Annotated in this window: 16 protein-coding genes; 9 read left to right on the top strand and 7 right to left on the bottom strand. The window is 58.8% G+C overall.

Features of this window, described 5'->3' with window-relative positions; translation table 11 throughout:
• Positions 1-116 precede the first annotated feature (116 nt).
• Positions 117-1,469 carry a right-handed parallel beta-helix repeat-containing protein gene (locus KF767_18045; GenBank protein MBX3019794.1) on the top strand — a complete coding sequence of 451 codons (1,353 nt, stop codon included), beginning with the start codon at positions 117-119 and terminating at the stop codon, positions 1,467-1,469.
• Positions 1,466-2,089: a hypothetical protein gene (locus KF767_18040; protein ID MBX3019793.1), complete on the top strand. Its 624-nt coding sequence runs from the start codon at positions 1,466-1,468 to the stop codon at positions 2,087-2,089. The genes KF767_18045 and KF767_18040 overlap by 4 nt, the downstream gene beginning before the upstream one ends.
• Positions 2,090-2,097: 8 nt before the next feature.
• On the opposite strand, the gene KF767_18035 is transcribed toward KF767_18040, so the two are convergent.
• The 5 genes from KF767_18035 to KF767_18015 all read right to left on the bottom strand — a co-directional run bounded on the left by KF767_18035 (position 2,098) and on the right by KF767_18015 (position 7,831).
• Positions 2,098-3,465 carry a DUF1501 domain-containing protein gene (locus KF767_18035; protein MBX3019792.1) on the bottom strand — a complete coding sequence of 456 codons (1,368 nt, stop codon included), beginning with the start codon at positions 3,463-3,465 and terminating at the stop codon, positions 2,098-2,100.
• Positions 3,466-3,484: 19 nt separating this feature from the next.
• Entirely contained in the window at positions 3,485-5,356 is a 1,872-nt protein-coding gene (locus tag KF767_18030; GenBank protein MBX3019791.1) for a DUF1800 family protein, read from the bottom strand.
• A gap of 69 nt (positions 5,357-5,425) precedes the next feature.
• Positions 5,426-5,950: a hypothetical protein gene (locus KF767_18025; GenBank protein ID MBX3019790.1), complete on the bottom strand. Its 525-nt coding sequence runs from the start codon at positions 5,948-5,950 to the stop codon at positions 5,426-5,428.
• 190 nt (positions 5,951-6,140) lie between these two features.
• Positions 6,141-7,070: a hypothetical protein gene (locus KF767_18020; GenBank protein ID MBX3019789.1), complete on the bottom strand. Its 930-nt coding sequence runs from the start codon at positions 7,068-7,070 to the stop codon at positions 6,141-6,143.
• Positions 7,067-7,831, bottom strand: coding sequence for a glycosyltransferase family 2 protein (locus KF767_18015; GenBank protein MBX3019788.1), 765 nt, complete (start codon positions 7,829-7,831; stop codon positions 7,067-7,069). The genes KF767_18020 and KF767_18015 overlap by 4 nt, the downstream gene beginning before the upstream one ends.
• Before the next feature lie 95 nt (positions 7,832-7,926).
• Here KF767_18015 and KF767_18010 point away from each other — a divergent pair, with 95 nt between their 5' ends.
• The 3 genes from KF767_18010 (at position 7,927) to KF767_18000 (ending at position 11,123) form a co-directional block, all read left to right on the top strand.
• On the top strand, positions 7,927-8,574 hold the full coding sequence (locus tag KF767_18010; protein ID MBX3019787.1) for a hypothetical protein: 648 nt from the start codon (positions 7,927-7,929) through the stop codon (positions 8,572-8,574).
• 13 nt (positions 8,575-8,587) lie between these two features.
• Entirely contained in the window at positions 8,588-9,625 is a 1,038-nt protein-coding gene (locus KF767_18005) for a rod shape-determining protein (protein MBX3019786.1), read from the top strand.
• A gap of 466 nt (positions 9,626-10,091) precedes the next feature.
• Positions 10,092-11,123, top strand: a complete 1,032-nt coding sequence (locus KF767_18000; GenBank protein ID MBX3019785.1) for an HNH endonuclease — start codon at positions 10,092-10,094, stop codon at positions 11,121-11,123.
• A 39-nt stretch (positions 11,124-11,162) separates the two neighbouring features.
• Here KF767_18000 and KF767_17995 read toward each other — a convergent pair whose 3' ends face one another.
• A complete protein-coding gene (locus KF767_17995) occupies positions 11,163-12,122 on the bottom strand; it encodes an aminotransferase class IV (GenBank protein MBX3019784.1) in 960 nt (319 codons plus the stop codon).
• 38 nt (positions 12,123-12,160) lie between these two features.
• Between KF767_17995 and KF767_17990 the strand changes: the two genes are divergently transcribed.
• The 4 genes from KF767_17990 to tsaA are packed head-to-tail and all read left to right on the top strand — an operon-like array spanning position 12,161 to position 16,749.
• On the top strand, positions 12,161-13,072 hold the full coding sequence (locus KF767_17990) for a hypothetical protein (protein MBX3019783.1): 912 nt from the start codon (positions 12,161-12,163) through the stop codon (positions 13,070-13,072).
• A gap of 21 nt (positions 13,073-13,093) precedes the next feature.
• Positions 13,094-15,154 carry a methionine--tRNA ligase gene (gene metG / locus KF767_17985; protein ID MBX3019782.1) on the top strand — a complete coding sequence of 687 codons (2,061 nt, stop codon included), beginning with the start codon at positions 13,094-13,096 and terminating at the stop codon, positions 15,152-15,154.
• Complete coding sequence (locus KF767_17980) at positions 15,155-15,961, top strand: hypothetical protein (GenBank protein ID MBX3019781.1); 807 nt, start codon at positions 15,155-15,157, stop codon at positions 15,959-15,961.
• Positions 15,925-16,749 (top strand): tRNA (N6-threonylcarbamoyladenosine(37)-N6)-methyltransferase TrmO, encoded by an 825-nt coding sequence (gene tsaA / locus KF767_17975; GenBank protein MBX3019780.1) that lies wholly within the window; start codon positions 15,925-15,927, stop codon positions 16,747-16,749. Before KF767_17980 ends, tsaA begins: the two co-directional genes overlap by 37 nt.
• On the opposite strand, the gene KF767_17970 is transcribed toward tsaA, so the two are convergent.
• Positions 16,728-17,972: an MFS transporter gene (locus tag KF767_17970; GenBank protein MBX3019779.1), complete on the bottom strand. Its 1,245-nt coding sequence runs from the start codon at positions 17,970-17,972 to the stop codon at positions 16,728-16,730. The genes tsaA and KF767_17970 overlap by 22 nt on opposite strands.
• Positions 17,973-18,170: the final 198 nt, after the last annotated feature.

Raw genomic sequence — 18,170 nt, 5'->3', positions numbered from 1 at the left:
CAATTCCGCCCCTGGCGCGGGCCCTGATCATTCCGCAGACAAGAGCCGAAAAACGGAGGCGAGTCCTGGACCTACGTCCCATGGCGGGAGCGCGCCGCCTTCGCTAATCTATAGAGGTGAAAACATTTTTGACAGTCTCTTCGATTGCCGTCGTCTTCCACGCCGTTTCATTCGCCGCGCTTCCGCCCGCGGAAATTCCCTGCGGGGAAGAGCAGACCGACAACCACTATCAGGTCGTCGAGATCAAAGAACCCACGCGACTCCAGACGAAAAATCCCGCGGGCAAAGACTGCGCCTACCGCGCGCACTTCGTGCTCGTCAAAGCCGGCGCTTCTTTGGATTGCCAAGGGGCCCGCTTGGTCGGCTCGCAAGTCGATGAAGACAAATCCTTCGAAAAACTGCTACCGCCGACCCCCACCACCGAAGAAGACGCCGCCGCGGACGCCAAGCTTCCGCGCCCGCTCAAAAATCTGTACGGAATTTTGATCGGCGGCCCCAATGCGCCCGATGATTTGGCGAACGTCAGCGTGAAAAACTGCGTCGTGGAAGGTTTTGAGCGCAACTACGGGATCGAACACCCCAAGCCCGAAAATTTGACTTCGCTGACCATCGAGGATTCAAAGTCCGTGGGCGCACGGGCCTACGGAGTTTTCTTGGGAACCGGCGTGCGGGGCGCGACGCTACGTAAAGTCGACGTCAGCAGCTCCCAGGCATCCGGCATTTTCTTTTCGCCCGGTGCCACGAAAAACACGGTCACCCTTTCCCGCGTGGTCGGCAACGGCGCCGCGACCTTCATGCCCCACCAGGACGGGATGACATTGGACTCGGCACCCGAGAATCAGATCATCGCCAACCTTTTCGAGAACAACGGAATGTCGGGCGTTTCGCTGTTTCACAACTGCGGCGAGTACGGGCTTCCCCGCCCCGCCACGCAATCGAACCAGAATGTCATCCGCGCGAATCACTTCAAAAATGAAAAAATCGGCGCGTGGATCGGCTCGCGCCAGTCCATGAACCAGCAGCTCCTGTCGTGCTCGACGCAAAAAACCTTCGACGACTCGTCTTGGGATATCGTGGAAGACTTCGCGCGCGAAAACGTGATCGAGAAAAACACGTTCACCGACGATCAGATCGGCGTTCGCCTGGAAGACGACAAAAATCGCGTCGTCGACAATAAGTTCAAGGTCTCGAGCAAAACCGGCGTCGCGGTGCTGGTCGGGCACCGCTTCGGACGCCCCCGGGACTTGCGTCGTCCCATCGACGGCACGGTGCTTTCGGGGAACGTCACGCAGACGGTCGCGAAGAACGCCTATCAATACTGCTTTTTGCAAACGCAAACCGAAATGACCAACAACAAATCCAACAACCAAGTCGTCGCCAAACTGACGCTCGCGAAAGATGGTTGCGGAATTCACGAAGGCCCGACCGAACCGCCCCGCCTTCCCGCTCTGCATGAGGAGAACGAATGAAGTACGTGCCCGCGCTTATCGGTTTCTTTCTGGCTTTGGCCGTGGGTTTGAAGGTCGTGGCCGAGACCGCCACCGCTCCGTCCGGGGAAGTGAAGCCCGAAATCACGGGCAAGGTCGGCGACTGCGCCACCACCCAACCCGAACTCCGTAAGCTTTTTCCGATCGAAATGCGTATCTTGAAGAACTTCGAAGGCATCGTCTCGAGCACGCCTTACAAAGACTACAAGGCGCGGCCCCACGACCGTTCGGCGCGGGTTTTTCTGTTCAACGCGAACAAAAAGGAAATCCGCATCCAAACCGACATCACGAACGACGTCGGCGACGCCGAAACCAGCAAGGCGCACTTGGTGAAGGTTTGTAAATCCGAGGGCGGGATGGTGATTCACATGAACGGGCAAGAGATCCCGATCATGGTGCTTTCCAATCAGCAAATCCGGATGAAGTATAACGGAACGTGGTTCCCCTTCTTCCGCATCCAAGAGATCATTTCGGGCTTCATGCCCGAAGGCACCCGCCAGTGGGGCAAGGCGGGAGTGACCCCGCCCGCCGCGGATCGGACACGCACCGCGACCGAGCCTGCCGCGACGGAAGCGGAATCTAAAGCCTTGGGGACCCGTTAGGGCGTTCTTTAAGCGCCCTTGAAAATCTTGTGTTCGTTCCCCGCGTAACCGGGGAAGATGGGCTCGTAGGTCTTTCCGCTCACGACCAGCGATTGATTGATCAGTTTCTTCGGCACGCCCATTCGTTTCGTCAGGATCTCGGCGAAAATCTCGCGGAAATCGATGTTCACTTTCACGTCGCGACCGGAATCGAGCGCCGACTTCGCGAGCGAGAAGTTTTTCGTCAAAACCTTCTTCGCGAGCTCACCCTTCTTGGCCAAGACCATCATGACCGTGCCGCGTCCGTGATCGGTACCACCGGTGCCGTTTTCACGAGCCGTGCGACCGAATTCACTTTGCACCACGATCGTGACGTTGCCGCCCGGAAGAACCGCTTTCGCGAACTGCGAAAGGGCCGCGTCCAAACCCGCGACGGAGTTTTCGAGCATTTGGCGCTGATCGAAGTGCGAATCCCAACCGCCGATGTCGATGGTCACCGTGCGGACGGCCTGATCGCCCGTTTTACCCTTCTGGGCTTTGATCACGCGTTCGGCCTGCGCGAAAAGCGCGCCGGCCCCGCCGACGTACTCGCCCGCCGATTGTTGCACGATCCCTTCAACCAGATCCAAGCTGCGGATGCCGTTACGACCCGCACCGGTCAGTTGTTTATCGGCCGAGCCGGGATTCGCGGGCGCGGTCCCCAGCAAGTGATCTTGAATGCGCCCCTGAAGGGCGTCGCGCGAGCCTTGAATATTCGTCGAGGCGATATCGCGCAGCTGTTTCGAAGCGTCGGTCTGCTTGAAGTAATTCTGGAAGTTCGTCGACGCCAGCGTGGGCTTCGACCCCTTCAACGACGTCGGGATCAGTGACGAAACCGCCACTCCCTGAATGACCGCCGCGGGCGAAATCCCGAGCAGCGCGCGATTCAGAAAGCCCGTGCCTTTGGGCGTGTTCACGCCTTCGGCCGCAACGCCCGTCTCGATCAAGGCCATCTGCTCGAAATGGGAACGGTTCCCGCTTTTCGCGCCCGCGCCGTGAATGAACAGGACTTGCCCGTCTTTCCACAGGCCATGAAGCCCCTTCATCTGCGGATGCAGACCGAATTCGTAGTCTTTCGTGCCATCCTTCAGCTTCAACAGGGTCTTCTGATCCATGGCGATGCGGCCGGTCTTGGGACGCAGCTCATTGAGCTCTTTCACGCGGGTCGCGTTCGTCGGCACCACGATACTGAGACCGTCCCATCCGCCACGCAAGAACACGTAGACCAGGATGTGATTGTTCGCGGCCTGCGCCTGCGCGGCCGAGATATAGCCCATATTCAAGAGCGGCGCGGTCGCGGCGAGCAGCGCAGTTTGTCCAGAGATCTTCAAAAAGTCACGGCGTTTGTCGTTACACATGTTGCGGTCCTTTCGTTGATTACTCGTAGAGGAACAGTCGTGATCCGCCCACCCGAGTCGCCAGGGTGCGGAAAGGTTGGGGCTGACGTTCTTTGGTCATGTAAGGTTCGTTGCGCACGGCTTCGAGCAGCGGCGCCGCGCCGATACGCGATTGCCAGTCCAGCGGATACAGTCGCAAAGACGAATTCACCAGCAGGTTCAGATCCGCCGCGGGCTTCGCGCCGGGCAACAAAAGCCGCGACGTCGTCAACGCCTCGAAGGCCGCCGCGCCGATCCGCTGCGAATTGAAGGGGTTGTAGAGCGTGTTGCGCACCTGGCTTTGGGCGTAAGTGAATTTCAAGGTCTCGATGGTCATGCTGGCGTTCGCGTAGTCCGCGCCGCGCTCGCTGTAGCCGATCGGGGGTGCGGTGAGTCCGGTCGGAATTCCCAGAAGTGAATTCACGTTGTGAACGGCCGCCACGATCGGGTGACAAGCGATGCGCGTTTTTTCGATCTTCGCGCAGTTTTCGTTCACCGTTGCGGGAACCAGGTTCGACGCCTGGACGCCCATCAAGCGCAGGAACGAAATCGACATCGACAGCGGGTTTTTGATGTCTTTCTGGTAGTTGTTCATGTCCCACATGTCTTTGCTGGTGACGATGGCGCCGTAAACCGCGCGCAAGTTGCCGTTCGTACCCCACGCCTGGACGCAGTCCTTATAAACTCCGGACTCGCCCGAAAGGGGTTTGTTCAGGTTTTCGCCGACGAAACGGCGGATCAGTTTGCGGCAGATGTTGCCCTTCGTGCGGGGGTGTTGCGCAAGCTGCGTGAAAAACGAATAGCCTTCCGCGATCTGCACTTCCGGATTCTTCTTATCGTAAGGAACGTAGTGTTTCGCCTTCATAACGGTCTTTTTGTCCGCGCCTTGGCGATCATGAAGCGCGCCTTTGAATTGAAAAGTCCGCACGCCATTGACGGTCGTGAGCCCCCAACCGGTCAGGATACGTGCCGCGGCGGTCACGTCCGCTTGCTCGTAAACTCCCGAAGAAGGACCGACCCCGAGCGTGTGCAACTCCATCACCTCGCGGGCGTAGTTTTCGTTCAGACCGCCGTCCCCGCCTTTCGGATCGCGAATCGACGTATGCAGATCCAGGTAGATCAACATCGCGGGATCTTGCGCATTTGAAATCAAAAGATCGCGGAACATCGACCCTTGGTAGTGACGAAGCTTCCGGTAGTAAGGCGCGGATTGAACGTTGGTTTTGTGCGAATAGATGTTGAAGTGGTTAAACCAGAACTCGTTCAACTTTTCGCGAAATCCGATGTTCGTGGTCACGATCGCGGGGATCAAAATCTGCGCTTTGAGTCCATCCTCGACCTGCGAGCGGAAGGCGGTCCGCGCCGAGCGCGCGATTCGTTTGTCCTCTTCGGTTTTCGCTTTCGCGACGTCATCGGCCAGCACCCGGTCATGCGCCACGATCTGTTCCCGCGTCATCACGGCGGTCCGCCAGTGATTTTCGAAGAACGCGCGCGTATGGGACTCATAGCCGACGTGGGGATAATTGACTTCCAGACAGATTCGATCCGCCAGGTAAAGCGCGAACGCCTTCACGCCCCCGCCCCCTTTCGCCTCGAACTTCGCCCGGAGCGAGATCGGATTCAAAACGCCGTCGGCGTGGGTTCCGCGCCCCAGGCGATTCATCAGATGATCCAGCTTGCGCTGACCTTCCGCGAACGAACCGATGTTCATCGCCTTCACGAGCTCGTTACGCAATTTCTTGTCGTCGGCGTTTTTATCGCAACGAAGATCGTAAACATCCGCCAAAACCGGGCGGGCCAGGAAGAATCCCAAAACCAGGATCACCAGATGTTTGACGCGGAAATTCCCTAGAACTCGCAAAGCTGCGTTCATGACCTAACTCCTTCAAGATGACGAATCCATGTTGCGTACTAGATGTTGTGGTGGGTACGGAGGCCCGGTCTATTCTTCGGTGACGAACGACCGATCCGCGAAGAGGCCGCTGACCGCCGGTCCATCGGGCTCATACTCTTCTTCTTCGCGGGCACTTTCTTCGATCGCGATCTGTCTTAAATAGTCGCGGTACTCGGGGGCCTCGCGCGGGGTGATCGCCCGGCGCTCGAGCGCCGCGCGAATTTGGATGTCGAGTTTCGCCTCGATCAAGGCGTCCGCCCGCTCAAAGTTGTCGTGAACCGCGTGGGCATTTGCCAGGACCTCGTTGATCTCTTTTTCGAGATCCGAGGGAACGATCACCGTTTCGGTCTCGACGGCGGGGGCCGCCACCACGGGCACGGGCATTTCCTCAACCGAAGGCGGATTCTGAATCGTGGGGCTGACGGTTTGCGAGAAGTCGCCATCGAGCATTTCGGGCGTCGCGGCTTCATTTTGTTCTTGAGACGTGGTGGGCTGCGGATCACCGCTCAGGTACAACCAGCTTCCCAGTCCCACGATGGCCACCATGCTGATGGTCAGGATCTCTTGTTTCACTTGAATTCCCCCTGGTGTCGTATCTCTTGATGAACTGAGACCAGTTTGCCACGTGTTCGACAAATCACTTTCAAATACTTTTCATACGCGCCGACATGAAACACGCGTCCCACAAGGACTTGCGAGCTTTTAGACAGCCGTCAAAAATTTCGACATCGATTTTGTGAGCGGAATTCGCGTGCGGGCGAGACTAATAGTCGCAAGGCTTGACGACGACTTTCGCGTCGCAAACCGCGAGGTGTTTGGCGAAGGTGAACGGGTCGCCCCAGACGCCCGAAGCCAGGCAGCGCCGACGGACGCAGCTCACGCCCGCGCGATCAAGCTCGCAGGACTTGGCCCCTTTGGGGTTGTTCAAACAGGTGTAGGCGCAGTCATTGAAGCGACCGGCGGGATCGCGACAGACGCTCCCCTTCAAGATCGGCGAGGTCGTTTTGCCGCCCCCGCCCGCGGCGCCTGCGCCGACTTTTTTCTTCGCGCCGAATTCAAAAGCCTTCTGCAATCCCGCAAGATCTTTAGGACCGAAGCTTTGTTTCGAAGTCAGCTTGCCCCGCGCGACCTTACGTCCTTCGAGCAAAACGTCGAACTGAATCTGCCCCTCGGCGAGTTCCCCCATGAAGCTTTGGCGCTCCCCCGGCCCCAGGTCACCGTACTCTTCCGTTTCGAGTCCGCGAAAGGCGAGTTTTCCCGACAGCACGGTCGCGCCGAATTGGGGAAGACCGGGGTTGAAGTCAAAGATGTAACGTCCCGCTTCGACCCGATCACGGTAAAGCCCCGAGCGCACCTGGCGGGCGCGCTTCAACTCGACGCCGAAAGACCCCTTGATGAGCTCGAGCTCTTCGACCGCCCCCGTATCCCAATCGATGCCGGGTAAAAGCAGACTCGAGTTTTCACTCACGATCAAAAACTCATCCGCTGAAAGGTCCACGCGGACGCGGCCTTTTTCGGTTTCGATCAGGACCTGCTCGCGTAACAGCTGACCCGGCAATCGCCCTTTCAAGACTTCGCCTTTTTGGCGGATCGTGGCCTGCCCCTCGATTTGGCGGAGGGTCGGATATTCGACTTTGCCCACTTTCGCGGCGAACGTAAAAGACGCGAACGAGAAAAGAAGCGCCCAGATCATTTGACCTGACCTCCGGGATGACGGCGCTCGATCTCCCAGATCTTCACCCACCGTAACAGCGTCGAATGCGCGGAATTCACCGCGATCACGAAGCCCGGAAGACCGTCCAGAAAGCCGCGCTTCCAAAAGTAATTCTCTAAAAACTTAAAGTAAGGCTTGAAGATCAACTTCCACAGACGAAACCGCTTACCGGCGGCGACGTCCTTTTCCGCAAGCAGACCCGAATAGCGGTTATTCGTGTCGATCTGGTGGGCGACGTCGCGAAAGACATAATGCTCCAGCGGGGCTTCGAACCGATCGTAGACCTTCGCCTGCACCTTTTCGTGCACGGGCGCCTGATCCCAATTCGCGAAACGTCGGTTGAAGAGTCGAATTTGCCGATCCGGGAACCAGCCGCCGTGCCGAATCCACCGCCCCCACAGCAAACTCTTCCGAGGGAGCGCGTAGGCCGCACCGGGAGTCAGGGACGCAAATCTCCGCTCCAGCTCTTGATGGAGCTCGACCGGGACGCACTCGTCCGCATCGAGGGACAAAATCCAGTCGTGCTTGGCTTGCAGCGCCGCGAAGGCCTTTTGCGGACCGAATCCACGCCATGTTTCCGTCAGGACGCGGGCGCCATGGCGACGAGCCACATCCACGGTCGCATCCGTGCTGCCGCTATCGACGACCAGAACTTCATCGGCCCAAGCCACTGACTCAAGGCAGCGGGGAAGATTGCGTTCCTCATTTTTGGTGATGATCACGACACTCAAGGGCAACACAGTGCCCCTACGTTCTCGCCCCCTCAGGAACTTGTCAAAATCATTTGTCAAAATCGAAAACGGGCCGCTAACATTTCGTGATTGGAGCTCGCGCAATGACAAACTTGAAAAATCGCCTTTTCCTTCCCGCCATGATGACCCTCTTGCTCTCGCCGAGCGCGCACGCCTTTTTGGCGATCGGTGAATCCGCGGACGTGACTCCCGCCGGCACACTGAAAATCGGGATCGAACCCCAGATCCGCTTGTCCGAAGGCAGCGGCGCGAACATGAGCGTCTTCATCGACGGCGGGATTCGCGAAGACATGAGCTACCGCGCGCTCCTGGGCGCGGGCGAAACCGATCTCGTGATCGCGGGCTCTTTCAAGTGGGTGCCGTTCCCCGATTTCGAGCGTCAACCCGCCATCGGTTTCCGTGGCGATCTGAACTTCGGTCGCGAGATGGAAGAGACCTTCACCGCCGTACGCATCGCGCCGATCATCAGCAAACAGATGCAAACGGACTACGTGCTCTTCACCCCCTACGCGGCTCTGCCCGTGGGCATGCAGGGTTATCGCGGTAAAAACGACACCATCGCGCAACTCGCCGTCGGCAGCGACATCAAGATCGACGACACTCCCAACTTTCTGTTCAACGTCGAGCTGGGCTCGAACATCAACCGCGCGTTCTCTTATCTGTCCTTCAACCTCACCTACCTGATGAACGAGAACCACGGCTTCAAAGTTCGCCGCCGGTCTCGGGAATAGGGATTAAGGAATTATGGCCATTTTCACGGAAGAAGGGGCCCGCGCCGCCGATATCTACGTCGATCTGGGAACCGCGAACACGCTGATCGCGGTTCGCCATCGCGGCGTCGTGGTGAACGAACCCACCCTCATCGCCTACACCGAACCCCGCCCGGGGAAACGGAAGATCATCTCGGTCGGTCTCGAGGCGCAAGAGCGTATGGATTCGACGCCCGGGAACATCAAAGGCGAACGCCCGCTCAAAGACGGCGTCATCGCGGACTTTGAAACCACCGAGGCGATGCTGAAGTTCTTCTTCAAAAAGAACAAACTCGCGAGCTTCTTTTCGCGGCCCACGGTCGTCATCTCTTTACCCTACGGAGTGACCGAGGTTGAAAAACGCGCCGCGGTCGATGCCGGAAAATCCGCGGGCGCGAAAGACGTCATTCTGATCGACGAGCCCATGGCGGCGGCGATCGGCGCGGGACTTCCCATCAAGGAAGCGCGCGGCTGTTTGATCGTCGATATCGGCGGCGGCACCACGGAGGTCGCGGTCATTTGTCTGGCCGACATCGTGTCGTGTACGGCGATCCGTATCGGTGGACACCGCATGGATCAGGCGATCCAAGATTATATGCGCAAGAACAAGAACTTCATCATCTCGCAGGCGTGGGCCGAGAAGCTGAAGAAGGAACTCGGGACCGCGATGCCGAAAAAAGAGATCCGCACCCAAATGGTCGACGGCCGCTCCGCCGACTCGGGCATTCCGGCGACCATTGAAGTGACCTCCGAAGACGTGGGACTCGCGATGGACGACTCGTTGAGCGAAATCATCCAGGCCATCCACGGAACCCTCGAAAAGACGCCCCCCGAACTCGTGAGCGACGTGATCGAGACGGGGCTTTGCCTGGCCGGCGGCGGCGCGATGATTCGCGATCTGGATCTACGCATCCAGAACGAAGTGCGCTTGCCCGTACGCGTCTCGGTGGACCCGCTACTGGCCATCGCCCGTGGGGGCGAGGCGGTGCTTTCGGACCCGGAGCTGCTCGACAAGATTCAGCTCGATATTTAGTTGGGAGTGGGGCTCGGAGTCCTGATTGGGGTTGGAGTTTCGATTCCTGATTGGGGTTGGAGTTCGATTCCTGATTGGGGTTGGAGTTTCGATTCCTGATTGGGGTTGGAGTTCGATTCCTGATTGGGGTTGGAGTTCGATTCCTGATTGGGATTGGAGTTCGATTCCTGATCGGGGTTGCCCAAACAGTCCTTCAGAAATGCTTTCCAAAATGCAGCGTGGCGGAATCAGTTTCTGTTGACGAGATTTTCGGATTCGCAGAACGGCCAAGGCGTGGCGTAAACTCAAAATTTCGGGGCCGGTCGTGAACGAGAGAAACGAAGCTCACCTCGAGGCTATCCGCGATTTTTATGGGGGACTTTCGCGCTTCCCCAAACTCATTCTGCGATTCAAAAACTCCTCGAAAAACTGATTTCAGAACACGTGGTACACCGATCTTGTGTTCTCAACACAGAAAGGGTCGGCCATGACACTGATGAATCTGACGGACGCGAACCTTGTTGATCGCTTCCAAAAACTCGTCCGCACCGAGCGGAAGATCACGCACCTCATCTTGGAATGCATCGCCGAAATCGACCGCCGACGACTCTATCTCGACAAAGCCTATCCGAGCCTTTTTGAGTATCTGACTCAAGCTCACGGCTATTCGGCGGGCGCGGCCCATCGCCGGATCTCGGCGGCGCGACTTCTGAAAGAAGTGCCTCAGGTCGCGGCGAAGATCGAGGCCGGTCAGATCAATTTGTCGCAGATCGCCCTCACCGCGCAGACGATCAAGCAGGCCGAGAAGCAGTTCTCGGAAAAGATGGACTCCGAAGCGAAACTCGAACTTCTCGAGAAGCTGGAAACGAAGAGCTTCGCCGAGACTCAGCAGATCCTGAGACAAGAACTCAAAGTCGACTTCAAAATTCCCGACCGCGCCCAGCATCACGCCGATGGTTCGGTGACGCTGACGATCACGTTCTCGCGGGAGCAATATGCCGATTGGGTGAAGGCTGGTGAACTCGCGTCGCACGCGGCCCCTGCCGAAAAAGCAGCGGAACTCGCCCACTATCTGGCGAAGAAGGAAATCGCGCGACGTACGGACCTTCCTCCGCGAGGACTGAAGGCCGCACGCCGATCGAACGCATCAAAGAGCGAGGACATGGGGAGCCGAACCATCGCGAAACTGAAATCGACTTCCGAATCGGAAGTGCCTCCGACACACTCATCCTCGCGGGCTCCTTCAGTGGAAGTCCCGGCACGACGAACGACGCCGATCCCGCGTCAAAACCCATCCCGAAATCCGCGACAGATTCCACCGAGTCTGCGAAAGTCCCTTCTCCGACACACGGCCTGCCGCTATCGCGACCCGCGTTCGGGAAAAATTTGTGGGTCACGTCGCTATTTGCAAATCGATCACATCCATCCCATCAGTGATGGGGGAACGAGCGCGCCCGCAAACCTTCAGCCCCTCTGCGGTGCGCACAATCGATGGCGGTCTGCGCCCCCGCCTGCCTGATGGCAGCTTCCGAATGGACGAGTTCGCGCGCGGGCCTGATCAGCCGCGCAGCTGGTCGGTCTGAATGAGGCGCAAGAGTTCACGCGCCACGGGACCGACCGCGAGCGGGCGCTCCTCGAAACGCGTAATGGGACTGACGTCGACCGTCGTCCCCACGATCAGAATTTCGCGCGCAGACATTAGATCATCGAGAGTCAGATCGACCTCGCAGCGCTGGGGTAAAGACGGAAGCCCTCGGGCCAGCTCAAACGCCCGCTTCAGCGTGCAGCCGTCCAACATCCGATCGAATCGCGGATGACAAAGATCGCCATTTTGATTCACGATCACGATGTTTTCGGTCGCGCCTTCGGTGATAAAACCGCGCTCATCCACACCCACCGCATAGTCGAAACCCCGCGCCACCGCATCGGCCTTCATCAAAACATTCGGCAAATAATTGAGCGACTTGATGCGCGCGAAATCACCCGACTTGACCGCGACGGGACTCACCGTCAGCGCGAAACCTTTCTCCCAAACCTCGGGAGCGAGCGGTTGAAAGCGCGTCGCCACGGCAAACATTTGCGACTCCGGGCTTTCCGCGGGGTTCACCCCGAAGCCCCCGCCCCCGCGGGTGACATACACCCGCAGGACCAGCGACTCGTCCTCCGCCAGTCGGGTCAGATCGTGCAAAATGCCCTTCACTTCGTCCCGCGTGTGGGGAAGTTTCAGCCCCACGCGAGCGGCGGACCTTTCCAAGCGGTCCAGATGGGCGCCCAAAAGATAGGGTTTACGGAACGCGACCCGAATCGCCTCGAACACGCCGTCACCGCGATGAAATCCGTGATCGTCGATGGGAATATGGAAATACGCCGGATCTTGCGTGATCCCCCCGAGCAGGCTCGAGTAGAAACCGCGAATTTGACGCATCAACGCCTGACGCGAATCCCGTAGCTGGTAAGCGCGCCAGCGGCGATCGCACTCTTCGGAACTTAGTAAACCTCGCCCAGTGCTTGCGTCCATTTTTCTCTCCGTTACACTGAAGCCTCAAGGGGGCTTCCATGAGACAGATTCTATTTTCGACCGGCCTTTTGGGTCCATTGGTATTTCTGGCGGCCTGCGCGAGCAGCGCACCCGCTCCCGAGACGCCTCCCCCGACGGCTCCCGCCGCCATCGTCGATCCCAGCGGTTCGCAAACGACCTTGCCGCTTCCGAAAGAGGGCGAAAATCCCGCGGGTCCTGAAATCACGATGAAACGCGACGACAAGACCGGCGTCACCGCAGGCCTTGCGGAAAAAATCGGTCCCCCGCCCGTACAAGACATCACGCACGCCAAGGTCGCTCCGGAAAAACAAACCGGCCCGACGCCCGAAGTATCCATGCGCTATCTGCGGAACGGCAATACCCGCTACCTGAAACGTCTTTTGCGCAAGGATGGCCAAGGTCCGAAAGACATCCAACGTCTGAAGACCGGACAAAAGCCCCACGCCATCGTCATCTCTTGCAGTGACAGTCGCGTGCCGCCCGAAATCGTTTTCGACCAAAAGCTCGGCGAACTCTTCGTGATCCGAACCGCCGGACAAACCCTGAGCCCCGAAGTCGTCGCCAGCGTGGAGTACGCGGTGGAACACCTCGGCCCCCGCCTGATTCTGGTGCTCGGCCACACTTCATGCGGCGCGGTACACGCCACCTCGGATGCGATCCTGGGACACTCCCACGCGTACACGAAAGATCCTCTCGAAGATTCGCCGAATATCGCGGCGCTGATCAAAGATCTGCGCCCGCGTATTGAACAGAGCGTCCGCAGCCAGCCGACACCGCGTCTGGTGAATGAGGGTTGGGCCAATGTGCGGGGCGCGGCGAAAGAGCTTTTCGACCTGAGCCCCTACCTGACGGCGCGCCTGAATGAAGGGCATCTGAAAGTCGTCGGCGGACTCTACGATCTCGAGAGCGGAGCCGTTGATTTTAAATAGGCAAAATGATTCTATAAGCGGATGTCCAAACCCCGTAAAATCCTGGTCACCGCCGCCCTTCCTTACGCCAACGGCTCGATCCACGTCGGACACTTGGTCGAGTACATCCAAGCCGACATCTGGAGCCGTTTTCAACGTCTGCGCGGACACGAATGCTACCTCGTCTGCGCCGATGATACCCACGGCACCGCGATCATGGTCGAAAGCCGCAAGCGCGGCATCACCCCCGAGCAGCTGATCGAAGGCGTCTGGCACGAGCACACCCAGGATTTCAAGGGCTTCGATGTCGAGTTCGCACATTACTCTTCGACCAACTCGCCCGAAAATCGTGAACTCTGCGAATACTTCTACGCCCGCATGAAAGAAAAAGGGCACATCACCACGAAGTCGATCGAGCAGCTTTTCTGCGAACACGACAAGATGTTTTTGCCCGACCGTTTCGTGAAGGGCACCTGCCCCACCTGCAAAAGCGTCGATCAGTATGGCGATTCCTGCGACGTCTGCGGCGCGACCTACCAGCCCTCGCAGATGATCCAGCCCTACTGCTCGATCTGCCGCAATCCACCGGTCTTACGCGAGAGCGAGCAGCTGCTTTTCAAAGTGAACGACTTCCGCGATTTCTTGCAGGCCTGGCTTCCGGAGCACACCTCGAAAGAGGTCGCGAAGAAGATGGGCGAATGGTTCAACGAGCCGCTGCGGGATTGGGACATTTCGCGTAACGCCCCCTACTTCGGTTTCGAAATCCCCGGCGCGCCCGGGAAGTACTTCTACGTCTGGGTGGACGCGCCGATGGGTTACGTCGCCACGACGAAACAGCTTTGCGATCTGACAGGCATGGACTTCAACGAGTTCTGGCGCTCGGAAAACACCGAGGTTTACCACTTCATCGGCAAAGACATCGTTTACTTCCACACGCTGTTCTGGCCCGCACTGCTTAAGACGGCGGACTTCCGCACGCCCACGCAGGTCTTCGTCCACGGTCACTTGACCGTGAACGGACAGAAAATGTCGAAGTCCAAGGGCACGCAGGTGCAGGCGAAGACGTATTTGAAACATCTGGAGCCCGGTTACCTGCGCTACTACTACGCCTCTAAACTGGGTCCGGGCGCGGACGATCTGGATCTGTCGTTCGACGATTTCGTGAACCGCGTGAACTCGGATCTGATCGGTAAGATCACGAATCTGGGTTCGCGGGGCGCGCAGATGCTCGGCAAAAAATTCGGCGCCAAGCTCGTCGATCCCGGCCCCGAAGGACTCGCGAAGATCCAAGCCGCGCAGGCCGCGGTAGAGTCCATCGCCGCGCACTTCGAAGCCCGTGAGTTCGCGAAAGCGACCAGCGAGATCCGCGCCATCGCCGACGAGGCCAACCGCTTTTTCGACGAAAAAGCGCCTTGGAAAACTCAAGACTCCGATCCCGCGGCGACCCAAGCGGTCTTGACGACGACGCTGAATCTTTTCCGCATCCTGACGATCTGTTTAAAACCGATCCTTCCCGCCTACGCGGTGAAAGTCGAAAAACTCTTCCAAGCGAAGCCTTTCGCGTGGACCGACATCGCGACCGTGCTGACTTCAGGCGAGATCGCGCCGTTTGAGCACCTCATGCAGCGGATCGACCCGGAAAAAATCGAAGCGATCAAAACCGAGTCGCTCCCGAAAGACGCTCCCCCTGCGGCACCGGTGGCCGCCGCAGCCACGACGAAAAGCGCCGCCAAAAAGACCGCGGCGCCCGCCGTGGATCCGATGGCGCCCAAACCCGAAATCGAGATCGACGCCTTTTCGTCCGTCGATCTGCGGGTCGCGCAGATCCTCTCGGCCGAAGCCGTTCCGGAAGCGGATAAACTTCTACGTCTGAAAGTTTCGCTAGGCCCCATGGGCGAACGTCAGATCTTCGCGGGCATCAAAGCCGCGTACGATCCGGCGACGCTCGTGGGTCGACTGACCGTGGTGGTCGCGAACCTGAAGCCGCGGAAGATGAAGTTCGGCATGTCCGAGGGGATGGTGCTCGCCGCCGGTCCCGCGGCGCCGGATCTTTTCATCCTTAGCCCCGATGCGGGCGCGAAACCCGGCGACCCGGTGAAATAGATGTCCCTATCGGCGACCGATCAACGTTTGGTCAAACGCATCGAGGAGCTCTTTCGGCAAATCGATGCGCGCACCCGCGCGGGCGGCGAGCCGATCACCTGGCCTGAAGATCTGCTTTTTCAGTTGCGCAGCCTGATTGCGGAACTCGAGCACAGTGAAAACGCGGATCTGCGGAAATGCTCGCGCCTGGCGGATCATTTGATCCCGGGCATGTCGCGACGGCATTTTCTGAACCAGTGGATCCCGTTCGAGCGCGCCCTCGGACGCGAGGTGAAAGACGCGGACTTCCTCGTGACCGAAACCGACGCCCGCGTTCCCGTCCCGGGTTTCGAAAGCCGTCCGTTGACGCTCGTGCTGGAGAATCTGCGTTCGGCCTTCAACGTCGGCTCGATCTTACGTTTGGCCGACGGCCTCGGCTGCCGCGAAGTGATCCTGACCGGCTACACGGCGGGACTCGATAACGAGGCCGTGCAAAAAACCGCCATGGGCGCCTTCGATCCATCACGCGTACGCCACACCGAGACCACGGAGGTCGCCGTCGCCGAGCTGCGCGCGCAAGGCACACAAATCGTGGGGCTCGAGACCGCGAAAACCGCGACCTCGGTTTTCGACTTCGAGTTTCGTCGTCCCACCGCGCTCATCGTCGGCAACGAACGTTTCGGTCTCGACGCGAAGACCATGGCGCTTTGCGATCACCTCGTCATTTTGCCTTTGGCCGGAATGAAGAACTCCCTCAACGTGGCGACCGCGCTTTCCGGCGTGGCGTTCGAATGGACGCGTCAGTACGTGAAAGCCGCGCGCCCATGAACCCCGTCGAATTCCGTCCCATCGGCTGGCTTCGCTCTTCGAACAAATCGCAAAAATCCAGCGCGGGTCGACAGGCCGAGGCCTTCACGACCGGTGACCTGACGGACGACACGATGGACGTCATCGAGCTCGAAAACGGTCAGGATTTCGAGCAGGCCCTCGCGGATCTCGCGGGCTTCACGCACGCGTGGATCATTTTCGTTTTTCACGAAGCCAAAGGGTGGAAACCGAAGGTGCAACCCCCGCGTGGGATCGACCGCAAGGTCGGCGTCTTCGCGTCACGCGCGCCCTATCGCCCGAATCCGATCGGGCTCAGCCTCGTCCCCCTCGTCAAAATCGAAGGCCGCCGACTTTGGATCGGCGATTCGGATCTGCTCGACGGAACACCGATCCTCGACATCAAGCCTTATGTTGCGACGACGGATGCCCTCCCCGACGCGGGCCTGGGCTGGATGGAGTTTTTGCGCGCGCCTGCTCTTGAGATCAGCATGTCCCCCCGCGCATCGACTCAGCTCGCGGGTTTGCACGCGCGGGGCTTCGATCTCGAGTCGGTCATCCGCAAACAACTCGAACGCGATCCCTTCGCGAAAAAATCCAAACGCGTTCGCTCTTTGGGGAAAAATCGGGGCGTTTTCGCCTACCGCTTATGGAGGATTGAGTTTGAAGCGAAGGATCGTGTCCTCCATATCGAAAATATCGATCATGTTTTCCACATGAATGTGGATGAATCGCTCAAAGCGAAGCTTTCGCCGTTTGAGATCGAACTCTATTTGTCGTTCAAAAGCTGAAGGTCGCGCGACGGCAGCCGCAGCGGCCACCCGATCCAGAACATCGAGAACAGCACGCAAACCAGCACCCGCAAGAGCGAACTCCAGCCGAAGACGACCACGTAAGCCTGGAAGTTTTCGCCGAAGGCCTTCAGGATCGAACCGCCGACCAAAGAGCCCAAAAGAATCGCCGCGCACTGAACGAAGTTGATGATGGTCAGAAGCGCGACCTTACTTTCCGACGAAACCCGGCGGAACAAAATCAAGGTCAGCGCCGACTCGTAAACGCCCCAGCACAGGCCGCTCGTGAATTGCAACGCTCCCGCCGAGAACCCGCCCGTACAAAACATCCAGAGTGCGGGCATCGGCGAGATGCCGAGCGCACCCAGAATGAGCGTACGCTCGGTCGCGATGCCGCCCAGGTAACGATGGGTCAAACTGTAACCCACGATCTTTCCCAAAAAGAGCGCGATCAAACAGAACGTATAGACCGAGTTCGACATCGCGAGCTGCTTCAGCAAAAACGGATTCACGAAAGGACTCGAAATGAAGATCGAGGCGCCGAAAAGAAACAGGAACACCAAAAGCGCCCGTTCGTATCCCCGCCCCATCACCGACTTCAGAACCGCGGGCAACGCCTTTTGCCGCAGAACTTCCGTTCCCGAATCTTCCTTCATCGAAAGCAGAAAACTCGATCCCGCGCGCGACGCGAAGGCGACCAGGAAGATCAACGAAAAGGCGCTCGTGAAAATTCCCAGGTTCAATCCGTACTGCAGGGCCGCGCCGCTGACCAGAAGTCCCAAAAGAACGCCGTACTGACTGATCGAAAGCCGCTTCGCGAAGAAGCTCGCGCTCACATTCTGCGGAACCAGATCCGCCATCCAACGATTCCAAACCGGTCCCGCCGCGTAGCCCGCGCCCCAATAGATCGCCGCGATCGCGAAGAGCGCGAACGCGCTCTTGAGGCCCAAACCTTCCCAGAACACCAACGGCAGTAGAGCTGTCGCCTGCACGGCCGTGGCCGCGACGACCCAACGGCGGACCGAACCCACCCGACGTAAACCCCAAGGCGTTAAGAGCTGAACGATTGCGCCCGCCGCGAGCGGCACCGTCGAAAACAGTCCCGTGAGCGTATCGCTGAAGCCGATGTGAATCGCGAACGCCGGCAAAAAGGACTCGCCCGCGCCGACCATGATCGAGAAGAAAAATGCGTCCCACAGACTGAGATGGAGGTTGCGCCTCATGCCGAACCACTGACTCCGATTTGAAGATTCAGTGTAGCCCTCTCTCCGAGAGCCGGTTAGGCCTAACGCGACCCCGCGACCTCACCCCGACCAAAGCCCCGCAGAAGGCGGGTTTAAACACACTGCGTTTCAACAAGTCAGCGGCTACCTTCAACCCCGTCCCGATTTGGGATGAAGCTCGTGTGAGGACCCGAAATC

This window comes from Pseudobdellovibrionaceae bacterium (assembly GCA_019637875.1).
GTDB lineage: Bacteria > Bdellovibrionota > Bdellovibrionia > Bdellovibrionales > Bdellovibrionaceae > JAHBUW01.
The sequence above is the reverse complement of the archived record's forward strand: the minus strand, read 5'-3'. Positions and strand labels throughout refer to the sequence as shown.